This window comes from Nitratireductor alexandrii, from assembly GCF_004000215.1.
In the GTDB taxonomy this organism is placed as follows: domain Bacteria; phylum Pseudomonadota; class Alphaproteobacteria; order Rhizobiales; family Rhizobiaceae; genus Mangrovimarina; species Mangrovimarina alexandrii.
On record NZ_RBVY01000008.1, the window covers coordinates 147,529 to 172,374 of the forward strand.

The window sequence follows — 24,846 nt, forward strand, 5'->3', positions numbered from 1 at the left end:
CGAAGCGAACCGCGCTAGCGGCCGACCCGGTTCGCCGGCGCCGCGACGATCTCGGCCGGCCGCGGGCGCGGCTTTGCCCCCAGCAGCCGCCCCATGATCCAGTCTCCCGCGGGGCGCTCGAAATAACGGTGGGACACCATGGCGACGCCGATCACCACAAGGGCGGGCACGAACCAGTAGGTATAGAAGCTGACCACGCCGAGCGGCTCGAGCAGCTTGCGCCAGACGATGGCCAGGAACACGCTCTCGATGACCGGGTGGATCAGGTAGATGCCGAGCGACACCTTACCGAGCGGGTGCAGGAAGGCGAGGTAGAGCGAGGAGTCGGGCCGGTTGCGTTCGGCGAGCGCGGCGCAATACATGGCCAGGCCGAGCAGCAGCACGATCACGTAGGAATATTGATTGGTCGCCATCGCCGCGATCGCCAGCGCGAAGACGATCCAGGCCGGCGCGTGGCTTTCAAGGCGCCAACGGCTGTCGCGCACCGCCATCGCCACGAAGGCGCCGAGCGCGAAATCGGCGAAGGCGCGATAGGCGCCCCAGGTATTGGCTTCCAGCCAGCTCGCGAACGGGATGATCCTGGCCGCCACGGCGACTTCCAGCGCCAGGATGCACAGCGCCGCCAGCGCCGCCAGCCCGGTCTTGCCGCCGACCCGGTAGGCCAGGATGATCAGCGGCAGGAGCAGATAGCAGAACCATTCCGCCGACATCGACCAGGCGACATAGTTGAAGGTCAGCGTGTCGGTCAGGCCCCAGGCCTGCAGCAGCAGCAGATTGGCCGGCAAGGCCGACCAGGCATAGCGGCCCGGATCGCCGGTCTGCACGAAGCCGAAATCGATCGCCAGCGCGACGACGCAGAAAAACAAAAGCGTAACCAGGTAGAGCGGGTAGAAGCGCGCGATGCGCCGCAGCAAGTAACGGGCAAAACTGCCGCGCTCCTTCAAGAGCCTGTCGCCGTAGCGCTCCATGATCAGGAAGCCGGAGATCATGAAGAACATCTCCATCAGCGGCATCAGCCGGTAGAGCGCCGCGCTGGCTTCCTCGTGACCCGGCGGCGCATAGCGCAGGAAATGCCACATCATGATGGTCAGCGCGGCGGTGAGCCGCCAGGTTTCGAAGATGCGGTAATGCATGCAACATCTGCCGGCTTCATCAAGAAATTCCAGCCGACAATGACATTAAATACTTCAGAAAAACCTAATGATTGTATTGGGGCGTACGACTTGTTTTTGTAAAGCTTACGTAGTCATGTACAGATCCTGTGCGCCTCGGGTGTGCTGGGTTGTGGGCCTCCGTCCCCGACGCGTTTCCCGTGACCGGGCATCGCCGCCGCCCGGCGTCCGGTGGCCGTCCGCGCAACAAAAAACCCTCACCCGCGGCCCGGCCGCGAATGAGGGTTCGTCGTCTGCCTGCGGACCCGGCGCCGTGCGCCGGGCCTTCAGTCGAACGAAGGGGCCGCTCAGGCGGACTTCTTCTTGTCGTCGTCGTCGATCTCCTCGAAATCGGCATCGACGACGTCCTCGCCGCTCTTTTCGGCGTCGGCCTGGGCATCGCTTTCCGCCGCCTCGGCCTGCGAGGCCTCGTACATGGCCTGACCGAGCTTCATCGAGGCTTCGGCGAGCGCGTTGGTCTTGGTCTTGATGTCCTCGACATCGTCGCCTTCGACCGCGGTCTTGAGCGCGGCGATCGCCTCGGAGATCGCGTTGCGATCGTCCTCGGAGACCTTTTCGCCGTACTCGGCCAGCGACTTCTCCGAGGAATGAACCAGGGCCTCGGCCTGGTTCTTGGCCTCGACCGCCTCGCGGCGCTGCTTGTCGCCCTCGGCATTGGTCTCGGCGTCCTTGACCATCTTCTCGATCTCGTCGTCGCTCAAGCCGCCCGACGCCTGGATGCGGATCTGGTGCTCCTTGCCGGTGCCCTTGTCCTTGGCCGAGACGTTGACGATGCCGTTGGCGTCGATGTCGAACGTGACCTCGATCTGCGGCACGCCGCGCGGCGCGGGCGGAATGCCGACCAGGTCGAACTGGCCGAGCATCTTGTTGTCGGCCGCCATTTCACGTTCGCCCTGGAAGACCCGGATCGTGACCGCGGACTGGTTGTCCTCGGCGGTCGAGAAGACCTGGCCCTTCTTGGTCGGGATCGTGGTGTTGCGGTCGATCAGACGGGTGAACACGCCACCCAGCGTCTCGATGCCGAGCGACAGCGGCGTCACGTCGAGCAGCAGCACGTCCTTGACGTCGCCCTGCAGAACGCCGGCCTGAATGGCCGCGCCCATGGCGACCACCTCGTCGGGGTTCACGCCCTTGTGCGGCTCCTTGCCGAAGAACTGCTTGACCGCCTCCTGGATCTTGGGCATGCGCGTCATGCCGCCCACCAGCACCACCTCGTCGATCTCGCCGGCCTGCACGCCGGCGTCCTTCAACGCCGCCTTGCACGGGTTGATGGTGCGGCTGACCAGATCCTCGACCAGGCTTTCGAACTTCGCCCGGGTGAGTTTCATCGTCAAATGTTTGGGGCCGGACTGGTCGGCGGTGATGAAGGGCAGGTTGATTTCGGTCTGCGATGTCGCCGACAGCTCGATCTTGGCCTTCTCGGCGGCTTCCTTCAGCCGCTGCAGGGCGAGCTTGTCGTTCTTCAGATCGATGCCCTGCTCCTTCTTGAATTCCTCGGCGAGGTAATTGACCAGACGCATGTCGAAGTCTTCGCCACCCAGGAAGGTGTCGCCATTGGTCGACTTCACCTCGAACACGCCGTCGCCGATCTCCAGGATCGAGATGTCGAACGTGCCGCCGCCGAGGTCGTAGACGGCGATCGTGCCGGACTTCTTCTTGTCGAGCCCGTAGGCGAGCGCGGCCGCGGTCGGCTCGTTGATGATGCGCAGCACCTCAAGCCCGGCGATCTTGCCGGCGTCCTTGGTGGCCTGACGCTGGGCGTCGTTGAAATAGGCCGGAACGGTGATGACGGCCTTCTCGACCTTCTCGCCGAGATAGCTTTCCGCCGTCTCCTTCATCTTCTGCAGGACCATCGCGGAAATCTGCGAGGGCGAATATTTCTTGTCCTGAACCTCGACCCACGCATCGCCATTGTCGGCCTTGCTGATCTTGTAGGGAACGAGCTTCTTGTCCTTGTCGGTCACCGGGTCGTCGTAGCGCCGTCCGATCAGGCGCTTGACCGCGAAAATCGTGCCTTCCGGATTGGTCACGGCCTGCCGCTTGGCAGGCTGGCCGACGAGGCGCTCGTCACCGTCGGAAAAAGCCACGATCGACGGCGTCGTGCGCGCGCCTTCGGCGTTTTCGACGACCTTCGGTTCCTTGCCGTCCATGACCGCGACACACGAGTTCGTGGTTCCCAGGTCGATACCAATTACTTTTGCCATTCTTCTTCTCCGCTAAGCAGGCTGCCAAGGACCCATTGCGGCGTTCGGCGCGGCAGCCCCTGTTCACAAGAAAGCGCCCCACAGCTTCCCGAGGGAATGCGCGTGCAGCGTTGCGGCGTATATAAGAACAGCGATTTCGGGGCGCAAGCGTCGTGCGGCGCCGTTTGCCTGCAAATGCCGTCCGCCGCACCTTCCCAACCCCGGCGCGACCAAAAAAAGCCCGGTTCGGCCGACGGCGGGACACGCGGACCGAGATATCGTCGAGACTCGGCAAAGCGCCATCCATTCCCCATATTGGGCGCATGAGCCGGCAATCCAATCTCGACCTCGTCCAGCAGCGCCGCAGCCGCGCGCTGAACACGCTGCACACCTGGCTGCTCGCCACCGGCAGCCTGTTGATCCTCGCCGTCAGCGCCTGGGCGTTCGGCGGCCTGGTGGCGCTCGTCTACGCGCTGGTGGTCGGCACGATCTCGATGCTGGCGATGCGCCGCGTCAGCCCGCGTCTGGTCCTGTCCATGTACAAGGCAAGGCCGGTCTCGCGGGCGCAGCTCGCCGAAGGGATCGCCATTCTGGAAGAACTCGCCCGGCGCGCCGGGCTGCCGGCCGCGCCGGTTCTTCATGTCGTGCCCTCGCGCATGATGAACGCGTTTGCCGTCGGCCGCCGCGACGATTCGGCGATCGCGGTCACCGACGCGCTCATCCGGCGCATGAGCCTGCGCGAACTGACCGCGATCCTGGCGCACGAGGTCAGCCACATCGCCCATGAGGACGTGAAGGTGATGGCCCTGGCCGACATGGTTTCGCGGTTCACCTCGGTCATGTCGACGATCGGCCTTTTGTCGCTGGTGTTGAACCTGGTCGTCTTCGCCGGCGGCTATCAGGCGCAGGTGCCCTGGCTGGCGGTTCTGGTGCTGCTGGCCGCGCCCACCGTCGGCGGCCTGTTGCAGATGGCGCTGTCGCGCACGCGCGAATACGACGCCGATCTCGGCGCCGCCATGCTGACCGGCGATCCCGAAGGACTCGCCTCGGCGCTGGTCAAGCTCGAGCGTGCCCAGGGGCGGTTGTGGGAAAGCCTGCTGCTTCCGGGCGGGCGCATTCCCGACCCCTCGGTGCTGCGCACCCACCCGCCGACCGACGAGCGGGTCCGGCGACTGATGGCGCTGAAGGGCGCGGGCGACCTGCCGCATGAGGATCTGCCCGGTCAAGCGGGCGGCCGGGCGCGGCAGCGGCGCGCGAGCTTCATTCCCGCCATCGGCCGTCGCCGGCCCGACGCGGCGACCTATCGGCGTCTTGCCGGCCTGATGCCGAGTGGGTCCATCGTGGCGGAGGAGGCGGCGGCGCGTCCGGCCCGTTCCGGCGCGCTGGCCGATCCGGCCGGGCGGCCGCGCATCCGCATCCGCCGCGGCGGCGTGTGGTGGTAGTAAGCCCGTCCCTGCCACGCCGCGATCATAATTCGTTTCGGCCAAGCCACTGAGATCGCGGGCAAAACGCGGCTCCTGCGCCGGCTTGCGCGCGTTCCCGGCAAGAATGTCGTAATCGGACCTTGCAATGTCGTTTTCGGACGATATCCTGCGGCCACCAATCACGGTGGCTTTTCCAGTCGATGGAACCGCGCCGCTTTCGGCGCCTTGAATTTGGCCACCTCTGCTCTCGCAGCCTTTGTCGCGCGCCCGTCGGGCGCGTTTCTGCGCGGGCAGGCGCCGCCCTGTCGGGGGTCCGAGGCGTTCACCATCCATTGTGCGTGGTCCGTAGCGGGCCGCGCCGCTGCTGCCCGCCGCGCCGGCCGGGTTGCGGCCGATGCGAACCACAGGCGAAACGGAGAGCGATATGAACGAGGCAGCACTCAAACAGCCAAATGCCGAGCTGGAAATGGACCAGCAGCTTTATGGCGACGATCCGCTGGCCAACCGCGAGACCGATCTCTATCGCGGCGAATATGTGATGACCTTCGTGGAGAAGTGGGACGAACTCATCAACTGGACGGCGCGGGCCGAGAGCGAGGGCCAGTTCTTCATCGACGTGCTGCGCGCCAGGGGCAAGGAAACCGTGCTCGACGTCGCCTGCGGTACCGGCTTCCACTCCGTGCGCCTCAACGAGGCCGGTTTCAACGTCACCTCGGCCGACGGTTCGGCCGCGATGCTGGCCAAGGCGTTCCAGAACGGCCAGGCGCGCGGGCTGATCCTGAAGACGGTGCAGGCCGACTGGCGTTGGCTCAACCGCGACATCCAGGGCAAATACGACGCCATCATCTGCCTGGGCAATTCCTTCACCCATCTGCACACCGAGGCCGACCGCCGCCGCGCGCTGGCGGAATTCTACGCCGCGCTCAAGCATGACGGCATCCTGATCCTCGACCAGCGCAACTACGACACCATGCTCGACGAGGGCTTCAAGTCGAAACACAAATTCTACTATTGCGGCGACAAGGTCACGGCCGAGCCCGAGCATATCGACGACAGCCTGGTGCGCTTCAAATACAGCTTCCCCGACGGCGCCGAATACACGCTCAATTTGTGTCCGATCCGCAAGAACTACGTGCGCAAGCTCCTGTCGGAGGCCGGTTTCCAGCGGGTGCGCACCTATGGCGACTTCCAGGAGACCTATGCCGAAAACGAACCGGATTTCTTCGTCCACGTGGCCGAGAAGTCGACCCTGCACGTCGTGCGCTGGGGCGGCGAGGCGCGCCCGGAGGGCCAGGCCGATATCCGCGACGTCACCGAGGATTATTACGACGGCGACGACGCCGACACGTTCTACTCCACGGTCTGGGGCGGCGAGGACCTCCATATCGGCATCTACAAGGACACAAAGGACATCCGCGAGGCCTCCGTCGTCACCGTCGACCGCATGATCGCGGCCCTGCCGGAGATCGGTTCCGATACCAAGATCCTCGACATCGGCGCCGGCTACGGCGGCTCGATGCGCCATGTGGTCAAGAAGTTCGGCAACGAGGCGGCCTGCCTCAACATCTCCGAGACCCAGAACGACACCAACCGCCACAAGAACCGGCGTGCCGGCCTCGCCGACAAGATCCGCGTCGTGCACGGTGTGTTCGAGGACATTCCCGAAGCCGACGCCAGCCAGGACGTGGTGTGGAGCCAGGACGCGATCCTGCATTCCGACCAGCGCGAGAAGGTGCTGGCGGAGGTCTGGCGCGTGCTCAAGCCCGGCGGCCATTTCGTCTTCACCGACCCGATGCAGGCCGACGACGTGCCCGACGGCGTGCTGCAGCCGGTCTACGACCGCCTGCAGTTGAACAGCCTGGGCTCGTTCCGCTTCTACCGCGAGGCCGCGCAGGCGCTCGGCTTCGAGATCGTGGCGCAGGAGGACCTGACCGGCGATCTGCGCACCCATTATTTCCGGGTTCGCGAGGAGCTTTTGGCCAATTACGACAAGCTGCGCGAGAGCGGCGCCTCGAGCGACTATCTCGACAAGATGGCGGTCGGGCTCGAAAACTGGGTCAAGGCGGCCGATGCCGGTCATCTGGCCTGGGGCATCCAGCTGTTCCGCAAGCCGGACTGAAAAACGGGCGCGCGCGCCTGACGCAAAACGACGGCGTCCCGGCAACGGGGCGCCGTATTTTTTTGGGTGCGGCGGCCCCTCAGCGTGTCGCGCCGACCAGGATGAACGGCGCCCAGGCGGCGGGATCGGCGCGCGCGCCGCCGGCCTCGATCTCGGCCAGCATGGCGCGGCGCAGCGCCTCGGCCCGGTCGATGCGCGGATCGGCGGCAAGCGCCGCGACCGCGCCGGTCACCAGCCGCACGGCGGCATCCGACTGGACCGGCCAGTGCGACACCAGCAGCGCGCGGGCGCCGGCATAAAAGAAGGCGCGCGCCAGGCCGGAAAGCGCCTCGCCGCCGCCGTCGCCGGAGGCGGTGTTGCAGGCCGACAGGATCACCCAGTCCGCATCGAGCTTCAGTGTCGCCACTTCCGAGGCCGTCAGCAACCCGTCGTCGCGCGCCGTCGCCGTCGCCGGCGGTGTCAGCACGATCGCCGGTTCCGCGAGGCCCGACAGATCGCCGGAGACGAGCCCGTGCGTGGCGAAATGCACGATGCGCGCCCGGGCGAGCCGGCCGTCCTGCGACGCACGCTTGACCCCGGCCTCGCTTGCCGCCCGGCCGAGAGAGACGGCGTCGTCGCCGGCCCGCAGCGCCCGGGCGATCGCGCAGGCCTCGTCGGTCGTTTCCGGCAGCGGCGCCAGCCGGCGCACCGCGCCGACATCAGCCACGGCGCCGCGAAACAGCGACGACAGTGCCGGCATGGGCGCGGCCGCCGCCGCGCCGCCGCCGGCCGCCGCCGGACCGCATTCGGTGCGCGTAAAGGCGCGCCGGTCGTCGTCGCCCGGACCGGTCAACAACGGATTGGCGAAACCGAGATAGGGGACGCGCTCGTCGTCGGCGCGGCCGACCGCGGCCAGGACGGCGAGCGAGGCCACGGACGGCATCACCGCGATCGCATGATCGCGCAACAGCCAGCCGGCCTCGCTGTAGTCCGCCGCGCCGCCGGTCCGCGGCCGCGCGCGCACCAGAAGGTGGACGGGCAGGCTGGCAAGGCTCCTCGACGGCACCACCACCAGCGTCCTGCCGGCGATCATGTCGGCGACCGGCGCCAGCATCGTCTCATAAAGCCCGGCCGCGATGGCGAGCACGGCGCCCTTTCGGTCGGGCTCGCCGTCGGCCACCAGCGATTGCGCGCCGCGCGTCAGCGGCCCGACGCCCAGCATGCCGCGCAGCCGGCGCACATCCGCCGCCAGCGCGCGGCTCGGCCTGTCGAGCCTGATCCAGCGCGCCGCGCCGCGCTTGGGCACCGCCCACAGATAGGTCTCGAAATCGACCGTGCCGAGCGGGCTGGTGTCGGCGTAGAACAACAGTACCTCGTCCTCGGCGAGCGCGGCCCGGGCGGCGGCGAAGCCGACCGGCGCCGGCCGCCGCAGGCTGGCGAAATCGGGAAACGCCTCGGCAAGCCGCGCATCGATGGCCCGGATGCGGCGGTCGGTCCGCGACAGCGCGGCTTCGAGCGTCGCGATGCTCGCCATGGCGTCGCCCGAGCGGTCCTGCCCATGCAGGCTCGTCAGGCGGCGGTCGTCCCGTTGCCAGCGCTCGACCAGGTCCTGCCGCTCGCGCACCAGGCGGGCGAGGTCGCCGTTTCCGGCCGCGTGGCGGGCGCCGAGCTGCGAAAGCGCGACCGCGGCGCGCGAATCAATGACGCGCTGCGCGGTCAGAAAGGCCTTTTCGGCAAGGGCGGTCCGTTCCCGCGGCCGTTCTTGCGACAGGCGCTCATAGGTCTTGACCAGATGATCGAAGATCGCCCCGCGCGCGACGGCCTGGTCCTCGATCCTGCCGGTGCGGTTGGCGAAGGCGTTTTGCGCGTCGATCGCGGCCAGGCGTTCGGTCAGCGTCGCCGCGCGTTCGAGTGCGCGTCGTGCGGCGGCAAAGGAGCCGCGCATGAACGCGGCCTCCCCCAGATCGGCCAGCACCGGGATCGTCTCGGCGCTGTCGGTGCCGAAGCGCCCCCGCAGCCAGGCGAGCGCGGCGGCGAATTGTTCGCCGGCCTCGTCGAACCGGCCCTCGGCCATGCGGATCCGGCCGATCAGGCTGTCGGCGCGGATTGCCGAGCGCTGCCGGGAGGCAAGGGTGGCGAAGATGGCGCGCGCGGCTTGGCTCAAGCGCTCGGCGGCGGCCAAATCGCCCTGTTCGAGCCGGATATAGGCGAGCGTCAGCATCAGCTCGCCCGCCGTCGGATCGCTGGCGCCGCGCGCCGCCGTCACCGCGTCCAGCGAGCGCCGGGTCAGCGCCGCCGCCTCATCCAGCCGGCGCTGGCTGAAGCGGGTGTAGGCGAGCGCGGTGCGCGCCAGGACCATCTGCTCGCTTTCCTGGCCGTGGCCTTCCATGATCGACAGCGCCCGTGTCAGCAGCGGGTCGGCCTCGGCAAAACGCTGCTGGCCGGAATAGACCAGCCCGAGCACGAGAAAGTCGAACCCGGTCAAGAGATCGTCGTCCCCGCGCGCCGCCAGGCTGATCGACAGCGCCCGCTTGGCGAAGATTTCGGCTTCGGCGGCGCGGTCGCCGGCATTGGCGGCATTGGCGATCCAGCGCGCCGCCTCGCCGACGCCTGCCGCATCGGGCCCCTGGGCGCGCTCGCGCAACGCGAGCAGCCGGCGAAACACCTGCTCGGCCTCGTCGGCCCGTTCGTCGCCCATCAGCGCCACGCCGAGACGCATCAACACCGCGTCGGTGGCCGGCGCCGCCCTGCCCGCGCTCGCCTCGCGGATCGGCAGGGCGCGGCGGTAGGCGGTGACGGCTTCGGCGGCCCTCTTCTGTTTCTCGAGCGCGCGGCCGAGCCCCTCCAGCGAGGCGGCAACCGCCGGATGGTCGGGACCGAGCGCGGTTTCGCGTGCGGCCAGGGCCGCGCGATAAAGCGGTTCGGCCGCGCCGGGTCGCCGCGTCTCGAACAAAAGATTGGCGAGCCCCTGCCGATAGGAGGCGAGATGAACGTCGTCGTCCTTGAAGGACGCCTCGGCCGCTGCGATCGCGGCGCGATAGGCGGGTTCCGCCACCGCGTAGCTGCCGGCGAAATGCAGCATGAAGGCCCGCTCGCCGCGCCACAAGACCACGGTCCTGTGGTCGGGACCGAATGCGGTCGCGCCGATCGCGATCGCCTTTTCGATCGCCGCGGCGGCCTCGGCATGGTCGCCCCTGGCGCCGAAAAGCCGGGCGAGACCGAAAAAGGTCGTCGCCACGTCGGCATGATCCGGGCCGAGCGCGCTTTGGCGGATGGCGAGCGCCAGGTTGTAGAGCTTTTCGGCTTCCCGATAGGCGCCGGTGGATTTCAGCGTCACCGCGAGATCGTTGGCGGAGCGGGCGATTTCCGGATCGTCCGGCGCCAGCCGCGCCCTGCGCACGGCGAGCGCCTTGCGGAAATGGGATTCGGCCTCGCCGAAGCGGCCCTGCTCGAACAGCGTGTCGCCGAGCAGCCGGTGGAGATTGGCCGTCTCCAGCGCGTCCGCGCCCAACGCCGTCTCCGCCGCGGCGAGCGCGGCGCGGGCCAGGGCCTCGCCATCGGCGGCCCGGTCGTCGTCGAGCAGTCGCTGGACCTCCATTGCCTGCGCCTCGGCGTCCTCGGCCGGACCGGCATAGGAAAAAGCCGGCGCACCCGCCAGGAACAGGCCGAGCAGCACCCCGCCTGCCCATCGACGCTTGTTACGTCCCGCTCTGCGCTGCCAGCCGATCCGCATCGTCACCACCCATGCCCGGCTCCATCAAAGCGCGGGCTTTTGGCGGGAGCAAGGCGGCCGCCCTCGGTCATGCCGGGGCCCCGACGCTCACACGGGCTCCCACCCCTCATGGCGTCCGGCGCGGTAGATCGCGTCGATCAGCTTCTGGTTCTTGACCGAGTCCTCGAGCGTGAAGACGGGCACGTCCTCGCCGGCCGCCGCCCGCGCGAAGGCTTCCACTTGCAGCCGGTATTGCCGGGTGGCCGGAAAGCGCCACACGGTCGCTTCGGTATGGGTCTGGTCGTGCAGTTCGACGCGATGATGGTCGTAGTCGCCGGCATTGAAGGGCGCGTGCAGCTCGATGAAACCCGTGTCGCCGTGGAACACCATCGACTGGCGCAACGCCATCTGGGTGGAGCAGTAGAAGGAGAGTTCGAACCCGCCGAAATCCGCTTTCACGCTGGCATAGATGTCGGTTGCGAACCGCGTGTCGCGCGCCACGGCCGCCTGCACCCGTCGCGGTTCCTCGCCGGTGACGAAGCGGGTGGTCACGGTCGGATAGACGCCGATATCGGGCAGCGCGCCGCCGCCGAGTTCGGGCTTGTTGCGCATATTGTCGGGATCGACGTTGAAATAGGAAAACGCGCCCTGCACGTGGCGCAGGCGGCCGATGCCGCCCTGCCGCACCAGATCGCGCACCTTTTGCCATTGCGGGTGATAAAAGACCATGAAGGCCTCGCTGACGACGACGCGGTTGCGCTCGCGCGCCGCGATCACCCGGGCAATGTCGCCGGCCTCCAGCGCCAGCGGCTTTTCCACCAGCACATGCTTGCCGGCGTCCGCCGCCCTGATCGCCCATTCGACATGCTGCGCGCTCGGCAGGGGAATATAGACGCCGTCGACATCGGGCGAGGTGAGGAGGTCCTCATAGCTGCCGAAGGCGTGCGGGACGCCGAACCGGTCGGCGAGCGCGCGGGCGCGGGCGAGGTCGCGGCTGGCGATCGCGGTGACGACGCCGTTTTCTGCATCCTGCATGGCCGGCAGCAGATGATCGCGGGCGATCTTGGCGGTGGACAGGATACCCCAGCGGAACAACGGCCATCTCCCTCGCAACGAGGGGTTCAGCCTAGCGCTCGCCGGGTGACATGAAAAGATGCCGCGCACTCCCCGCCGGGCCACCAGCGAGGCTGCGACCGCGCGCGCCCCGGCCGTCGCGACGGGCGGGGCGGTGGTGTCCTCAGCCGCGCAGGACGCCGCCGGTCTGCTTTTCCACGTTTGCAACGATTCGGGCCGATAGCGCCTCGAAATCCTCGTCGGTCAGCGTGCGCTCCTGCGGCTGGATGGCGACCTCGATCGCGATCGACTTCTTGTCGGCCCCGATCGAAGCGCCCTCGAACACGTCGAACACCGACACGCCGGCAATCAGCTTCTTGTCGGCGGCCGCGACCGCGCGCGTGAGGACGCCGGCAGCCACACCTTTGTCGACCACGAAGGCGAAATCGCGCTTCACCGCCTGGAATGGCGACAGGTCGAGGCGCGGCTTGGTGCGGGTCGCCTTGGCCTTGGGCTCGGGCACGGCGTCGAGATAGACCTCGAAGCCGCAGATCGGCCCGGCCGCGTCGAGCGCCTCCAGCGTGTCGGGATGGAACTCGCCGAACGTGCCGAGCAGGTTCTTCGGCCCGAGCTTGATCGTGCCGGAACGGCCGGGGTGATACCAGTCCGGCCCGCCGGCCTCGATCGTCAGCTTGTCGATCGGCGCGCCGGCCGCCTCCAGCGCGGCGAGCGCGTCGGCCTTGGCGTCGAACACGCCCACGGTCGCCGCGTTGCCGGCCCAGTGCCGGCCCGCGCCCTCCAGCGTGGCGGTGCCGCGGCGCACGCCGCCGGCGACCCGGCGCTGGTCCTCGGGCCGGTCGCCCTGATAGGTGCCCGAGACCTCGAACAGGGCGATGTCGCCGAAACCGCGATCGGCGTTGCGCTGCGCCGCCGCGATCAGGCCCGGCAGCAGCGAGGGCCGCATGTCCGACATGTCGGCGGCGATCGGGTTCGACAGTTTCAGCGCCGGCGCGCCGCCGCCGAACAGCGCGGCGTGGCGTTCGGGAATGAACGACCAGGTGACCGCCTCCATCATGCCGCGCACGGCCAGCGCGCGGCGCGCGGCGCGGGTGCGGTTTTGCAGCGTGGTCAGGATGCGGCTGCCGACGGCCGTGGTCTGGGGCAGCGGCGCCGGCGCGATCCGGTTGACGCCGTGAATGCGCATCACCTCCTCGACCAGATCGGCCTTGCCGTCGATGTCGGGACGCCAGGACGGCACGACGAAACGGACGACCGCGCCGTCCGTCGCGCCTTTCGGAACGAAACCGAGGCGCTTCAGGATGGCGATGCTTTCGGCCCGGTCGACGTCCAGGCCGGTCAGGCGCTTGGTTTCCGACAGCGGGAAGTCGACCTCGCGGTAATGGTGGCCGGTTTCGCCGACGATCTCGCCGTCCCTGGCGGTCGGCGTGCCGAGCACGATCTCCGGTTCGCTCGGCGTGCCGCCGCAGAATTCGAGCACCATGCGCGTGCCCAGATCCAGGCCGGCGCCCATGAATTCCGGGTCGACCCCGCGCTCGAACCGGTAGCGTGCGTCGGTGATGATGCCGAGTTCGCGGCCGGTGCGCGCCGTCGCCATCGGATCCCAGAGCGCGGACTCGATCAGCACGTCGGTGGTGCCGTCCTCGCAGCCCGAAAGCTCGCCGCCCATGATGCCGGCGATCGATTCCACGCCGTTGTCGTCGGCGATCACGCACATGTCGGGCGTCAGCGTGTATTCCGCGCCGTCCAGCGCCAGCACCTTTTCGCCGGCGCGCGCGCGGCGCACCACCAGGTTGCCCTTCACCTTGGCCGCGTCGAACACATGCAGCGGCCGGCCGCGGTCGAAGGTGACGTAATTGGTGACGTCGACCAGCGCGTTGATCGGCCTGAGCCCGATGGCGATCAGGCGCTGCTGCAGCCATTTCGGCGACGGGCCGTTCTTGACCCCCCGCACCAGCCTGAGCGCGAAGCCGGGGCATAGATCGGGCGCCTCGAGCGTGACGGAAACCGGGCATTTGCCCTTGCCTTCGACCGGTTCGACCGCGCCGGACCTGAGCGTGCCGAGCCCGCTGGCGGCGAGGTCGCGGGCGATGCCGTAAACGCCGGTGGCGTCGGGGCGGTTCGGCGTCAGGCCGATCTCGATCACCGGATCGTCGAGCTTGGCCCATTCGGCGAAGGACGCGCCCACCGGCGCGTTGTCGGGCAGGTCGATAATGCCGGTATGCTCGTCGGAAAGCTGCAATTCGCGCTCCGAGCACATCATGCCGTGGCTTTCCACGCCGCGGATCTTGCCGACCGACAGCGTGACGTCGATGCCCGGCACATAGGCGCCGGGCGCGGCGAAGGCGCCGACCAGCCCGGCGCGCGCGTTGGGGGCGCCGCACACCACCTGCACCGGCGCGCCGCTGCCCGTGTCGACCGACAGCACCTTGAGCTTGTCGGCGTCGGGGTGTTTTTCGGCCGTCAGCACCCTGGCGATCACGAACGGCTTCAGCGCCGCCTTGTCGTCGACGGATTCGACCTCGAGCCCGATCATGGTCAGCCGTTCGACGATCTCGTCGAGCGAGGCGTCGGTGTCGAGATGGTCCTTGAGCCAGGAAAGGGTGAATTTCATTGCGTGTCTTCCGTCGGTCTCGGTACGCTGAATTTGACGTGTCGCGGCAGCGAATCCGGCATGTGCACGAACGGCAGCTGCTCGCGCACATAGGCGTGATGGCTGGGCTTGTAGGCGGCCGGCTGGTCCATGGCGCCGAGTGCGATCCACACGTCGTCCGGCAGCCGGTCGTCGACATAGGCGACCGGCGAACCGCAGACGCCACAGAAGCTGCGCGCCACCGGGCCGTTCTCGAAGGCTTTCAGCGTGTCGCCGTCGAACGTCACATGCTCCTTCTTGAAGCCGACGAAGGCGGAGACCGGCGCGCCGCTGGCGCGGCGGCAGTCGTGGCAATGGCAATAGCTGATGTGGTGCGGCGCGACCGAGGCGGAAAAGCGCACCGCCCCGCAGCGGCAGCCGCCGCTATGGAGTGTGTCGGTCATGTGCTGAGCCCTCCAAACAGGGTCGGCAGGTCGAGCGGGCGGAAACCGTAATGCTGCAGCCAGCGCGTATCGGCGTTGAAATAGTCGCGCAGGTCCGGCATGCCGTATTTCAGCGTCGCGATCCGGTCGATGCCCATGCCCCAGGCAAAGCCCTGATATTCGTCCGGATCCAGCCCCGACATCCTCAGCACGTTGGGGTGGACCATGCCGCAGCCGAGGATCTCCATCCAGTCGGAGCCCTCGCCGAAACGCACCTCGCCCGGCCTGGACCGGTCGCACTGGATGTCGAGTTCCAGCGACGGCTCGGTGAACGGGAAGAAGGACGGCCGGAAGCGCATGTTGAGCGACGGCACCTCGAAGAACGCCTTGCAGAACTCCTCCAGCACCCACTTCATGTTGGCCACGGTCGAGGTCCGGTCGACGACCAGCCCTTCGAGCTGGTGGAACATCGGCGAATGGGTGGCGTCGGAATCCTGCCGGTAGGTCTTGCCCGGAATGACGATGCGGATCGGCGGCTTTTGCGCCTCCATGGTGTGGATCTGCACCGGCGAGGTGTGGGTGCGCAACAGCTTGCGCTCGCCGTTCTCGCCGGGCGGGAAGAAGAACGTGTCGTGCATTTCGCGCGCCGGGTGGCCTTCGGGGAAGTTCAGCGCGGTGAAATTGTAATAGTCGGTCTCGATGTCGGGCCCCTCGGCGATCGCGAAGCCGAGATCGCCGAAGATCGCGGTGATCTCGTCGATCACCTGGCTGATCGGATGGATGCGGCCGCGCTCGGCCGGCGCCTGGCGCACCGGCAGCGTGACGTCGACGGTTTCGGCCGCCAGGCGCGCGGCGATCGCCTCCCGGTGCAGTTCGGCCTTGCGCGCGGCCAGCGCCTCGCCGACGCTGGTCTTCAGCCCGTTCAGCGCCGGGCCCATCTGCTTGCGTTCCTCCGGCGTCATCGTCCCCAGCATCTTCAGCCGTTCGGAGACGGAGCCCTTCTTGCCGAGGGCCGACACGCGTACGGCTTCGAGCGCCGCCTCGTCGGAAGCGGCCGCGATCTCGGCCAGCACTGTCGCCTCAAGCGTTTTCAAGTCTGTCATCTGTTCGGTCACGGCGTTGCTCGCTTGCCTTTGTCGGTACCGTTTCGCGATCCGGCCGGCCGGATCGGTGTCTTCAGCGTCACACGGAAAAACCCGCGCCGGCCCTGCCAGCGCGGGTTTCCCAAATACCAGTTTTCGAAAGCTTGGGAAGGCGCTGGTTAGGCTACAGCGCGCTCAAAAGCGTTCGGGGTCGTGTCTTTCAGATATTCCAGCGCGGTCTTCGCCTTGGCGACCAGCGCGGCGAAGGCCTGCGGCTCGTGCACGGCCATGTCGGCCAGCACCTTGCGGTCGACCTCGATGCCGGCCTTGTTGAGGCCGTCGATCAGGCGGCCATAGGTCAGGCCGTGCTCGCGGGCGCCGGCATTGATGCGCTGGATCCACAGGGCGCGGAAATTGCGCTTGCGGTTCTTGCGGTCGCGATAGGCGTATTGCAGCGACTTCTCCACCGCCTGCTTGGCGATGCGGATCGTGTTCTTGCGGCGGCCGTAGAAACCCTTGGCGGCCTTCATAACTTTCTTGTGCTTGGCGTGGGCGGTGACGCCCCTCTTCACGCGGGCCATGACATGCTCTCCTTAAATTGCTTCCTGCAGCGTCCGGCGTTTCAAAGGCCGTAAGGCATGAACTTCTTCACGATCCTCGTATCGGGATCGGACAGAACGGTCGTGCCGCGTGCGTTACGGATGAACTTGTTGGAGCGCTTGATCATGCCGTGGCGCTTGCCGGCGGCCTGAACCTTCACCTTACCGGTCGCGGTCACCTTGAACCGCTTCTTGACCGACGATTTGGTCTTCATCTTGGGCATTTTGCTTTCCTCTTCTTATTCGCCTCGCGCGCGAGGCCATATCGCTCCGGATGGACCAGCATCCGGAAAGCATAAGAAACCGCCACGGCATGCCCTGCCGGGCGGCTCTTTGAACGCCGGCCTTATAGCGATTGGGGCGTCGAAGGGCAAGAGGGCAAGAAGACCGGCGAACGTCACCCGGTCAGGAGCCCGACGGCGACCACGAAATCCAACCCGCCACCTCTTCGAAGCGCCCGCGTGATGCGCCGGTCGCGACCGCCACGGGCCGCTGGCCCCGCCGCCCGTGGCCGCCGCTGAAATTATCTCGGAGAAAGCACCATCATCATCTGGCGGCCTTCCAGCTTGGGTTCGGCCTCGACCTTGGCGATTTCCTCCACCTCGGCGCGCACCCGGTTCAAGAGCTGCATGCCGAGCTCCAGATGGGCCATCTCGCGTCCACGGAAGCGCAGCGTCAGCTTGACCTTGTCGCCTTCCTCGAAGAAGCGGCGCACGGCCTTCATCTTGGTTTCGTAATCGTGGTCGTCGATATTGGGGCGCATCTTGATCTCTTTGATCTCGATGACCTTCTGGTTGCGCCGCGCTTCGGCCGCCTTTTTCTGGGTCTGGTATTTCAGCTTGCCGAGATCGATGATCTTGCACACCGGCGGATCGGAGTTCGGCGCGATCTCGACCAGGTCGAGACCGAGATCCTCGGCAGCTTCCAGCGCTTCCTGTATGGAAACCGCGCCCCGGTTTTGTCCGTCGGGGTCGATGAGTTGGACCCTGGGGGCCCGGATGTCGCGATTGGCGCGCGGGCCTTCCTTGACGGGCGCCGCGGCTTTGTAAGGTCTGCGAATGGTCGTATTCTCCTTGTTCCGTTGACGTTCGGGGACGGCGATCCGGCCCGCCCAAGGCATCGAGCGGTCTATGTCGGTGCGCTCGGGGCCATGTCAATAGCACGATAGCGCAAAAAAAACCATCTTCCCGCTTGCGCGGCGACTGCGGCGAAAGGCGGGCCTTTGCCCGCGGCGCGCCCTGTGCCAAAAGGGCGCCCGGAGGATGACGCATGGCACAACACCCCGTGGAAATGCTCGATGTCGACAGCGTGCCGATCGCCGTCCGGCGTCGCCAGGGCCGGACACCCGGCCTGGTCTGGCTCGGCGGCTACCGTTCCGACATGCGGGGCACCAAGGCCGAGCAACTCGATTTGTGGGCGGCCGAGAACGGCCATGCCTGTGTCCGTCACGATTATTCCGGCCACGGCGAATCCGGCGGCGCGTTCCGCGACGGCACGATTTCGCGATGGCTGGCCGAAAGCCTGGCGGTGTTTCGCCATTTCACCGACGGCCCGCAGATCCTGGTCGGCTCCTCGATGGGCGCCTGGATCGCGCTGCGCATGGTGCAGGAACTCAATCGCGGCGCACCCGACGATCGCGTCGCCGGCCTGGTGCTGATCGCGCCGGCGCCCGACTTCACGGTCGAGCTGATGGAGCCGCAATTGACGGACCGCCATCGCCGCGACCTGGAGCAGCAGGGCTATTTCGAGGAACCCTCCGAATACGGGCCGGAGCCCGACCTTTACACCCGCGCCCTGTTCGAGGACGGCGCGCGCAACTGCGTGCTCACCGGCCTGATCGAGACCCATTGCCCGGTGACTGTGCTTCAGGGCATGCAGGATCCGGACGTGCCCTACGCGCATGCGCTGAAACTGGTCGACCATCTGCCGGCCGAGGATGTCACGCTGACGCTGATCCGCGATGGCGATCACCGCCTGTCGCGGCCGCAGGATATCGCCCTGCTGCGCCGCGCGCTCGCCGATCTCGCCGCGCGCGGCGGTGAATGCTGAGGCGCGCTAAGCCCGTCCCGCCCGCCGCCAAAGCCCGTTCCGGCGGCGACGGCACGGCAGGCCGCCCGGCGCCGGAACGCCGCCCGGTTTCCGAAGGCGCCTGAAAAAAAGGAAGAATTATCAAGAGATTATCCGGTTCTACTTGGCGTTTGTCTTGAAACGACCCCGTCTTGTGCCCATCTCGATTTCATGCAGCCGGATGGGCTGCTTCGAACGGAAGGAACCGGAAAATATGACCACGAGTGCACTGATCCGCCCGGCCTGGACGCCGGCGACGATTGCGCTGATGGTGCTTGGCTTCATCGTGTTCTGGCCGCTTGGCCTCGCCATGCTCGCTTACATCTTGTGGGGCGATCGGCTCGATGGTTTCAAGCGCGACGTGAACGAGGCGACTGACGGATTTTTTGCCTCCTGCCGCGCCCACAAGGGCGGCCGTCGCAGCCGCCACGCCCGCACCGGCAATGTCGCTTTCGACGACTGGCGCAGCAAGGAGCTCGAGCGCATCGAGGCCGAGCGGCGCAAGCTGGAAGAAATGCGCCAGGAGTTCGACGACTATCTGCGCGAATTGCGTCGGGCCAAGGACCAGGAAGAATTCGACCGCTTCATGGCCGACCGCGAACGCCGGCGCAACGAGAAGCCGAGCGACGACAAGGCGAGCGGCCTGCTCGACGACTGAAGGCAGAGCCGCAACGATTGTGAACGGCGCCGCATCGACGGCGCCGTTTTTGTTGGCCGCTTTGGGCGACGCACTCGGCTCAGCGTCCGCCCCGATTGTCGCACAGGCCGGGGTTCCCGGCAGCCGGGCAGGTCTTGCCGGCGGGCCGGCGCTTGGCGGGCTTCTCGCCGCCCCGCCGGTCGGTTTCGACCGACGAGGTGGCCGCGGGTCTTGTGGTTTTGGCCGGCTTCGAACGCTTGTAGACATGGGGCGGCGGTCCGCCCCCGTCGCGCGCATAGGCATCCGCCGCCAGCGAGGTGGCGAAGGCGGCGAGCGCTATGACGGCCGTCAGCATGGCGATTTTCCTGACCATGGTTTTCCCTTCCCTTGTCGCGACGGGCCGATCCCGCCGCCGCTTCTTGGTCGCGGCGGGACGAAGAAAGGTTCGAGTAAAATTGCGCGCCCGCGGCGAGTCGGCTCGCTCCGTCACGACGATCTCCCGCTTGGCCGGCGAATCGCTTAACGTCGCGCCATGTTCTCCGGACTGAGAAAACCGCCTGCCCGTGCCAAGCGCGCCGTTCCGATCGAGCGCGTGCACGATGTCGCCGGACGCGCCCTGCCGCTGAAGATCGTGGAGAACGCGCGCGCCCGGCGCCTGACGCTGCGGATAGACGCCGGCGGCCAGGGGTTGCGGGTGACGGTGCCGCCCGGCCTGCCGCCGCGCGAGATCGACCGTTTCCTGGAAACCCATCGCGGCTGGCTCGAGGCGCGGCTGGAAAAATTTCCCGACCGACCGCAGGTCCGGCCCGGGATCAAGATCCCGCTGCGCGGCGTGCCGCATCTAATCGTGCACGAGCCCGGCCGCCGCGGCACGGTCGAGGTGGCGGCCGTCGAAGGCGAACCGGCGCTGATCGTCCACGGCGAGCGCACGCATCTGGCCCGGCGCCTGGCCGATTTCCTCAAGCGCGAGGCGCGCCGCGACATCGAGGCGCTGGTTGCCCGCCATGCCGGCGCGGTCGGCCGCCCGGCGCGAGCGGTCCGCTATCGCGATACGACGAGCCGCTGGGGCTCGTGCACCGCCGACGGGGTGCTGTCGTTTTCGTGGCGCATCATGATGGCGCCGCCTGCCGTCATCGACTATCTGGTCGCGCACGAGGTGGCGCATCTGAAGGAAATGAACCACGGGCCGAAATTCTGGAGCCTGTGCCGCACATTGTGTCCGCGCACCGACGAGGCCAAGACCTGGCTCAAGCGCAATGGCGGCGCGCTGCAGGCGATCCGCTTCACCTGATGGTTCGCTGGCCGTCGCCGCCCCATACCGGTTCTCACGCGCGATCCGCGATCACGCGCCCGGTGGCGGCGCTTTCGGGCCGATCGGCACGAGATTGCTCAACACGGCATAGGCGATCAGCAGCGCCGGGATGGCGATGAAGCCGCCGATCGGGCCCCAGACCCAGATCCAGAAGGCCAGCGCCAGAAGCACGAGGAACGGGTTCAGCGTCAGGGTCCGCCCGAGCACCATCGGGGTGACGAACTGCGCTTCCATCAGGTTGACGGCCAGGAAGGCCAGCGGCGGCACGAAACTGCCGGCAAGCGTGTCGAACGTCGCCAGCCCGACCGCGAACAACAGCCCTGCCATGATCGCCGGTCCGATATAGACCACGAAATTCAACAACATGGCGAGCATGCCCCAGAGCGCCGGCGACGGCACGCCGATGATCCAAAGCACCAGCGAGACCGCCACCCCGAGCCCGACATTGATGACGGCGATCGACAGCAGATAGCGCGACACCAGCGCCTCGACATCCCGAAAAATATGCGCGATGCGCCAGCGCAGGCGGCGGTCGACGACGATCTTCATGATGCCCGTGCGAATGTCGTGGCGCGTCGCCATGAAGAAGAACAGGCTGGCCAGGAAAAGCAGGACCTGGGCGCCGAGCGCCGGCGCCATGATGGCGATGTCGGTGACGTCGCCGCCCTCGTCGACCTCCACCGTGACGCCGGAGCCGCCGGTGACCGTGCGCAACTCGTTCTGCACGTCGCGAAGCGTGTTGATGGGTTCGCGAAGCTGGGCGAGCTGGATCTGCAGTTTCTGCCAGATGCGCGGCAATTCCCCGGTCCAATAGGACAAGGGTCCGATCAGGGCGGCGGCGAACAACGCGACCAGCGCCACGAACAGCAGGCACACGATCACCGCCGACAGCCATGACGGCAGGCCGCGCTTTTCCAGCCGGGTGGCGATCGGTCCGAGCATCAGCCCGATGACGATCGCCAGCGACAGCGGGGCGAGGATGAATTCGCCGGCGACCAGCATGAAGACGAAGCCCAAAAGCCCGATCAGCAGCACGGCGATCATCGCGCCGCGCGTCAGCAGGGTGTCGGGATCCAAAACCGTCCTTGGCGCCGGGCGGCGGTGTACGCCCCATTCGAACATGTTCATCGAAAAATTCCGTTGTTCCCCTTCCGATAACACATCCAGGCGCAAAAGGTTCGCCCGGCCTGTCGCGGCGCCGGTGGCCGCGCGTCTCGACATCGGCATTGGCCGGGGGTATTGCGGGGACATGGACATCAAGATTTGCGGATTGAGCACGGCCGAGGCGGTCGCCGCCGCGCTCGCGGGCGGCGCCAGCCATGTCGGCTTCATCTTTTTCGACAAGAGCCCGCGCCATGTCGACCCGCAGCGCGCGGGCGCCCTGCGCCGTGCCGCGCGCGGCCGCGCCCTGGCCGTCGCCGTGACCGTCGACGCCGACGACGCGACGCTCGACGCGATCGTCGCGGCGATGGAGCCCGATATGTTGCAGTTGCACGGACGCGAAACGCCCGAGCGGGTGGCCGCCGTCAGGGCGCGGTACGGCTTGCCGGTGATGAAGGCGTTTTCGGTGAGTGCGCCCGCCGATCTGGCCCCCGTCGAGGCCTATCGCGGCCTTGCCGACCGGTTCCTGTTCGACGCCAAGCCGCCGAAAGGCTCCGCATTGCCCGGCGGCAACGGTGTCGCCTTCGACTGGCGGGTGCTGGCCGGGCTTGACCCGTCCGTCGACTACATGCTTTCAGGCGGCCTCAACAAAGCCAATATCGGCGAGGCGCTGCGCCTGCTCTCTCCGCCGGGCATCGACGTGTCGTCCGGAGTCGAGAGCGCGCCGGGCCAGAAGGATGTTGCCTTGATCGAAGCTTTCCTTGAGGCTGTGGCCGAAAAAGCCGGCTGAGCGCGTCCCAATTCCCGCCGAAAGCCGGACCCGCCCCGGCCTTGCCCCCGAAGAACGCCGTCGCGGCGATATCTTGCGACGGCGGACCGACGGCCCCATCTTCTCCTGAATGCGGAGACCCGACCGATGAACTGGATCACCAACTACGTCCGGCCCAAGATCAATTCCATGCTCGGCCGGCGCGACATGCCGGAGAATTTGTGGATCAAATGTCCCGAAACCGGCGAGATGGTCTTTCACAAGGACCTCGAGGACAATCAATGGGTGATCCCCTCGTCGGGCCATCACATGAAGATTTCGGCGCGCCAGCGGCTGAAATTCTTCTTTGACGACGGCCGGTTCGACGCGCTCGAGAACCCGAAGGTCGCCACCGACCCGCTGAAATTCCGCGACGAGAAGCGTTATACCGACCGGCTGCGCGAAAACCGCGCCAAGACCGGCATGGACGACACGGTGCTCGGCGCGACCGGAACCATCGAGGGACTGCCGATCGTCGCCGTTGTCCAGGACTTCGCCTTCATGGGCGGTTCGCTGGGCATGGCCGCCGGCGAAGCGATCATCCACGCTCTGGAGACCGCGCTCGAGATGAAGCGTCCGCTCGTCCTGTTCGCCGCCTCGGGCGGGGCGCGCATGCAGGAGGGCATCCTGTCGCTGATGCAATTGCCGCGCACCACGGTCGCCGTCGACCGGTTGAAGGAGGCCGGCCTGCCCTATCTCGTGGTTCTCACCAACCCGACGACGGGCGGCGTTACCGCGTCCTACGCGATGATCGGCGATGTCCATATCGCCGAGCCCGGCGCCCTGATCGGCTTTGCCGGTCCGAGAGTGATCGCGCAGACCATCCGCGAGAAACTGCCGGAGGGTTTCCAGCGGGCCGAATATTTGATGGAGCACGGCATGGTCGACATGGTCGTGCCGCGCACGGAACTCAAACCCACCATCGCGCGCCTGCTCAAGATCCTCGTCCACGCGCCGCAGGAGGAGGCGATGGCGCAGGAAGAACCGGCCGCGCCGCTGGCGGAAACGCAAGACGAACAGCCCCAAGCCTAACTCGCCGATGTCGGGCAAGCGCCGCGCGTGCGAACTGCGCTGCGGCACGGGCCCGACACGAACGGCTGCCGGCTTCGACGCGGAGCACCGTCGGTCCGGGCAGCATAACGATCGGGTTCAACCCCATCCCGCCATGATCTTGGAAGGGACATGCAGATTTTGACCAGCAAGGCCGACCGTGAGATTGCGCGGCTGTCCACGCTTCACCCGAAAGGCTTCGATCTGTCGCTGGGCCGGATCGCGCGGCTGCTCGAGCGCCTCGGCAACCCGCATCGCCGCCTGCCGCCGGTGATCCACATCGCCGGCACCAACGGCAAGGGCTCGGCCGCCGCCTTTGCGCGCGCGCTCCTCGAGGCCGCAGGGCTGACGACCCATGTCCACACCTCGCCGCATCTCGTCAACTGGCACGAGCGCTATCGGCTGGGAGCGCCGGGCGGCGGACGCCTGGTGGCCGACGACGTGCTTGCCGATGCGGTCGCGCGGGTCGCGGAGGCCAATGGCGGCGACAAGATCACCGTCTTCGAGATCCTGACCGCCGTCACCTTCCTGCTGTTTTCAGAACACCCCGCCGACGCGGCGATCCTCGAGGTCGGCCTCGGCGGCCGCTTCGACGCCACCAACATGATCGAGCGGCCCGCGGTATCGGTCATCATGCCGATCTCGCTCGACCACGAATCCTATCTCGGCGACCGTGTCGAACTGATCGCGGTGGAAAAGGCGGGGATCATCAAGCCGGGCGTGCCGGTGGTGGTCGGCCAGCAGGATTCCGACACGGTGCGCGAGGTGATCGTGTCGACCGCCGAAAGGCTGGACGCGCCTTGTTCCGTCTACGGCCAGGACTTTCTGGCCGCGTCCGAGCATGGCCGCATGGTCTACCAGGACGAGGATGGCTTGATGGATCTGCCGATGCCCCGACTGGCCGGCCGGCATCAGCTCGCCAACGCCGCCGCAGCCATCGCCGCGGTCAAGGCGGCCGGATTCGCGCTGACCGGCGACGCCGTCGAACGTGCCATGACCGGCGTGCAGTGGCCGGGCCGTCTGCAGCGCCTGGGCGACGGCTTGATGGCGGCGCTGGCGCCCGACGGCGCCGAACTGTGGATCGACGGCGGCCACAATCCCGGCGCGGCGGCGGCGATCGCCGAGACGCTGGCCGAGCAGGAGGACCGGCATTCGCGCCCGCTGTTCCTGATTTGCGGCATGATCAACACCAAGGACCAGGTGAATTATTTCCGCGCCTTCGAGGGTATGGCGCGCCATGTTTTCGCCGTGCCGGTCAACAACACCGAGGCCGGTGTGCCCAATGCCGAACTCGCCGTGCGGGCCAGCGAGGCCGGCTTGTCGGCCGAGCCGATCCACTCGCCGGCCGATGCGCTGAAGCTGTTGCGCGCGACATGGGACGAGACCGAGCCGCCGCCGCGCATCCTGATTTGCGGATCGCTTTATCTGATCGGCGAAGTTCTGGCCGAAAACGGCACCCCGCCGCAATAGGCCGTTCTGCTTTTCACGGGTTCGCAGACCGGCTCCATCTCATTG

General features: G+C 67.4%; 20 protein-coding genes. 8 read left to right on the forward strand and 12 right to left on the reverse strand.

From position 1 onward, the window contains the following. Window positions 1–14: 14 nt before the first annotated feature. Complete coding sequence (locus EP380_RS17875; RefSeq protein ID WP_127599773.1) at window positions 15–1,133, reverse strand: acyltransferase family protein; 1,119 nt, start codon at window positions 1,131–1,133, stop codon at window positions 15–17. Window positions 1,134–1,459: 326 nt separating this feature from the next. After that, complete coding sequence (gene dnaK, locus EP380_RS17880; RefSeq protein ID WP_106572996.1) at window positions 1,460–3,376, reverse strand: molecular chaperone DnaK; 1,917 nt, start codon at window positions 3,374–3,376, stop codon at window positions 1,460–1,462. Window positions 3,377–3,678: 302 nt separating this feature from the next. Between dnaK and EP380_RS17885 the strand changes: the two genes are divergently transcribed. Further along, a complete protein-coding gene (locus EP380_RS17885) occupies window positions 3,679–4,797 on the forward strand; it encodes a zinc metalloprotease HtpX (RefSeq protein ID WP_127599775.1) in 1,119 nt (372 codons plus the stop codon). Between the two features lie 406 nt (window positions 4,798–5,203). Beyond that, window positions 5,204–6,898: a glycine/sarcosine N-methyltransferase gene (locus EP380_RS17890; protein WP_106572994.1), complete on the forward strand. Its 1,695-nt coding sequence runs from the start codon at window positions 5,204–5,206 to the stop codon at window positions 6,896–6,898. A gap of 79 nt (window positions 6,899–6,977) precedes the next feature. Here the strand turns inward: EP380_RS17890 and EP380_RS17895 are convergent, their stop codons facing one another. From EP380_RS17895 to infC, 8 genes are all read right to left on the reverse strand, one after another. Beyond that, the gene (locus EP380_RS17895) at window positions 6,978–10,610 is read right to left on the reverse strand and encodes a tetratricopeptide repeat protein (protein WP_238719924.1); all 3,633 of its coding nucleotides are present in this window, start codon (window positions 10,608–10,610) and stop codon (window positions 6,978–6,980) included. 87 nt (window positions 10,611–10,697) lie between these two features. Continuing rightward, window positions 10,698–11,684, reverse strand: a complete 987-nt coding sequence (locus EP380_RS17900) for a Gfo/Idh/MocA family protein (protein WP_127599779.1) — start codon at window positions 11,682–11,684, stop codon at window positions 10,698–10,700. A 142-nt stretch (window positions 11,685–11,826) separates the two neighbouring features. Further along, window positions 11,827–14,274, reverse strand: coding sequence for a phenylalanine--tRNA ligase subunit beta (pheT, locus tag EP380_RS17905; protein ID WP_127599781.1), 2,448 nt, complete (start codon window positions 14,272–14,274; stop codon window positions 11,827–11,829). Beyond that, window positions 14,271–14,696, reverse strand: a complete 426-nt coding sequence (locus EP380_RS17910; RefSeq protein WP_106572989.1) for a GFA family protein — start codon at window positions 14,694–14,696, stop codon at window positions 14,271–14,273. Before EP380_RS17910 ends, pheT begins: the two co-directional genes overlap by 4 nt. After that, window positions 14,693–15,778: a phenylalanine--tRNA ligase subunit alpha gene (gene pheS / locus EP380_RS17915; RefSeq protein ID WP_106573048.1), complete on the reverse strand. Its 1,086-nt coding sequence runs from the start codon at window positions 15,776–15,778 to the stop codon at window positions 14,693–14,695. The genes EP380_RS17910 and pheS overlap by 4 nt, the downstream gene beginning before the upstream one ends. 158 nt (window positions 15,779–15,936) lie before the next feature. Further along, window positions 15,937–16,338, reverse strand: a complete 402-nt coding sequence (rplT, locus tag EP380_RS17920; protein ID WP_106572988.1) for a 50S ribosomal protein L20 — start codon at window positions 16,336–16,338, stop codon at window positions 15,937–15,939. 41 nt (window positions 16,339–16,379) lie between these two features. Beyond that, window positions 16,380–16,580: a 50S ribosomal protein L35 gene (gene rpmI / locus EP380_RS17925; protein WP_106572987.1), complete on the reverse strand. Its 201-nt coding sequence runs from the start codon at window positions 16,578–16,580 to the stop codon at window positions 16,380–16,382. Between the two features lie 299 nt (window positions 16,581–16,879). Next, window positions 16,880–17,416 (reverse strand): translation initiation factor IF-3, encoded by a 537-nt coding sequence (infC, locus tag EP380_RS17930; protein WP_106573047.1) that lies wholly within the window; start codon window positions 17,414–17,416, stop codon window positions 16,880–16,882. Window positions 17,417–17,625: 209 nt separating this feature from the next. On the opposite strand from infC, the gene EP380_RS17935 reads away from it, so the two are divergent. Next, a complete protein-coding gene (locus EP380_RS17935) occupies window positions 17,626–18,405 on the forward strand; it encodes an alpha/beta hydrolase (protein ID WP_127599783.1) in 780 nt (259 codons plus the stop codon). Window positions 18,406–18,637: 232 nt separating this feature from the next. Further along, on the forward strand, window positions 18,638–19,081 hold the full coding sequence (locus tag EP380_RS17940; protein WP_106573046.1) for a DUF2852 domain-containing protein: 444 nt from the start codon (window positions 18,638–18,640) through the stop codon (window positions 19,079–19,081). A gap of 79 nt (window positions 19,082–19,160) precedes the next feature. Here the strand turns inward: EP380_RS17940 and EP380_RS23625 are convergent, their stop codons facing one another. Further along, complete coding sequence (locus EP380_RS23625; RefSeq protein WP_164749898.1) at window positions 19,161–19,658, reverse strand: hypothetical protein; 498 nt, start codon at window positions 19,656–19,658, stop codon at window positions 19,161–19,163. On the opposite strand from EP380_RS23625, the gene EP380_RS17950 reads away from it, so the two are divergent. Next, complete coding sequence (locus EP380_RS17950) at window positions 19,593–20,351, forward strand: M48 family metallopeptidase (protein ID WP_106572984.1); 759 nt, start codon at window positions 19,593–19,595, stop codon at window positions 20,349–20,351. The two genes, EP380_RS23625 and EP380_RS17950, sit on opposite strands and share 66 nt — an antisense overlap. 51 nt (window positions 20,352–20,402) lie before the next feature. On the opposite strand, the gene EP380_RS17955 is transcribed toward EP380_RS17950, so the two are convergent. Beyond that, entirely contained in the window at window positions 20,403–21,500 is a 1,098-nt protein-coding gene (locus EP380_RS17955) for an AI-2E family transporter (RefSeq protein ID WP_238719912.1), read from the reverse strand. Between the two features lie 121 nt (window positions 21,501–21,621). Here EP380_RS17955 and EP380_RS17960 point away from each other — a divergent pair, with 121 nt between their 5' ends. The 3 genes from EP380_RS17960 (at window position 21,622) to EP380_RS17970 (ending at window position 24,801) form a co-directional block, all read left to right on the forward strand. After that, on the forward strand, window positions 21,622–22,263 hold the full coding sequence (locus EP380_RS17960; RefSeq protein ID WP_106573044.1) for a phosphoribosylanthranilate isomerase: 642 nt from the start codon (window positions 21,622–21,624) through the stop codon (window positions 22,261–22,263). Between the two features lie 126 nt (window positions 22,264–22,389). Continuing rightward, a complete protein-coding gene (gene accD / locus EP380_RS17965) occupies window positions 22,390–23,313 on the forward strand; it encodes an acetyl-CoA carboxylase, carboxyltransferase subunit beta (RefSeq protein ID WP_106572983.1) in 924 nt (307 codons plus the stop codon). A 156-nt stretch (window positions 23,314–23,469) separates the two neighbouring features. Next, window positions 23,470–24,801: a bifunctional folylpolyglutamate synthase/dihydrofolate synthase gene (locus EP380_RS17970; RefSeq protein WP_127599912.1), complete on the forward strand. Its 1,332-nt coding sequence runs from the start codon at window positions 23,470–23,472 to the stop codon at window positions 24,799–24,801. The last annotated feature ends 45 nt before the right edge of the window (window positions 24,802–24,846 follow it).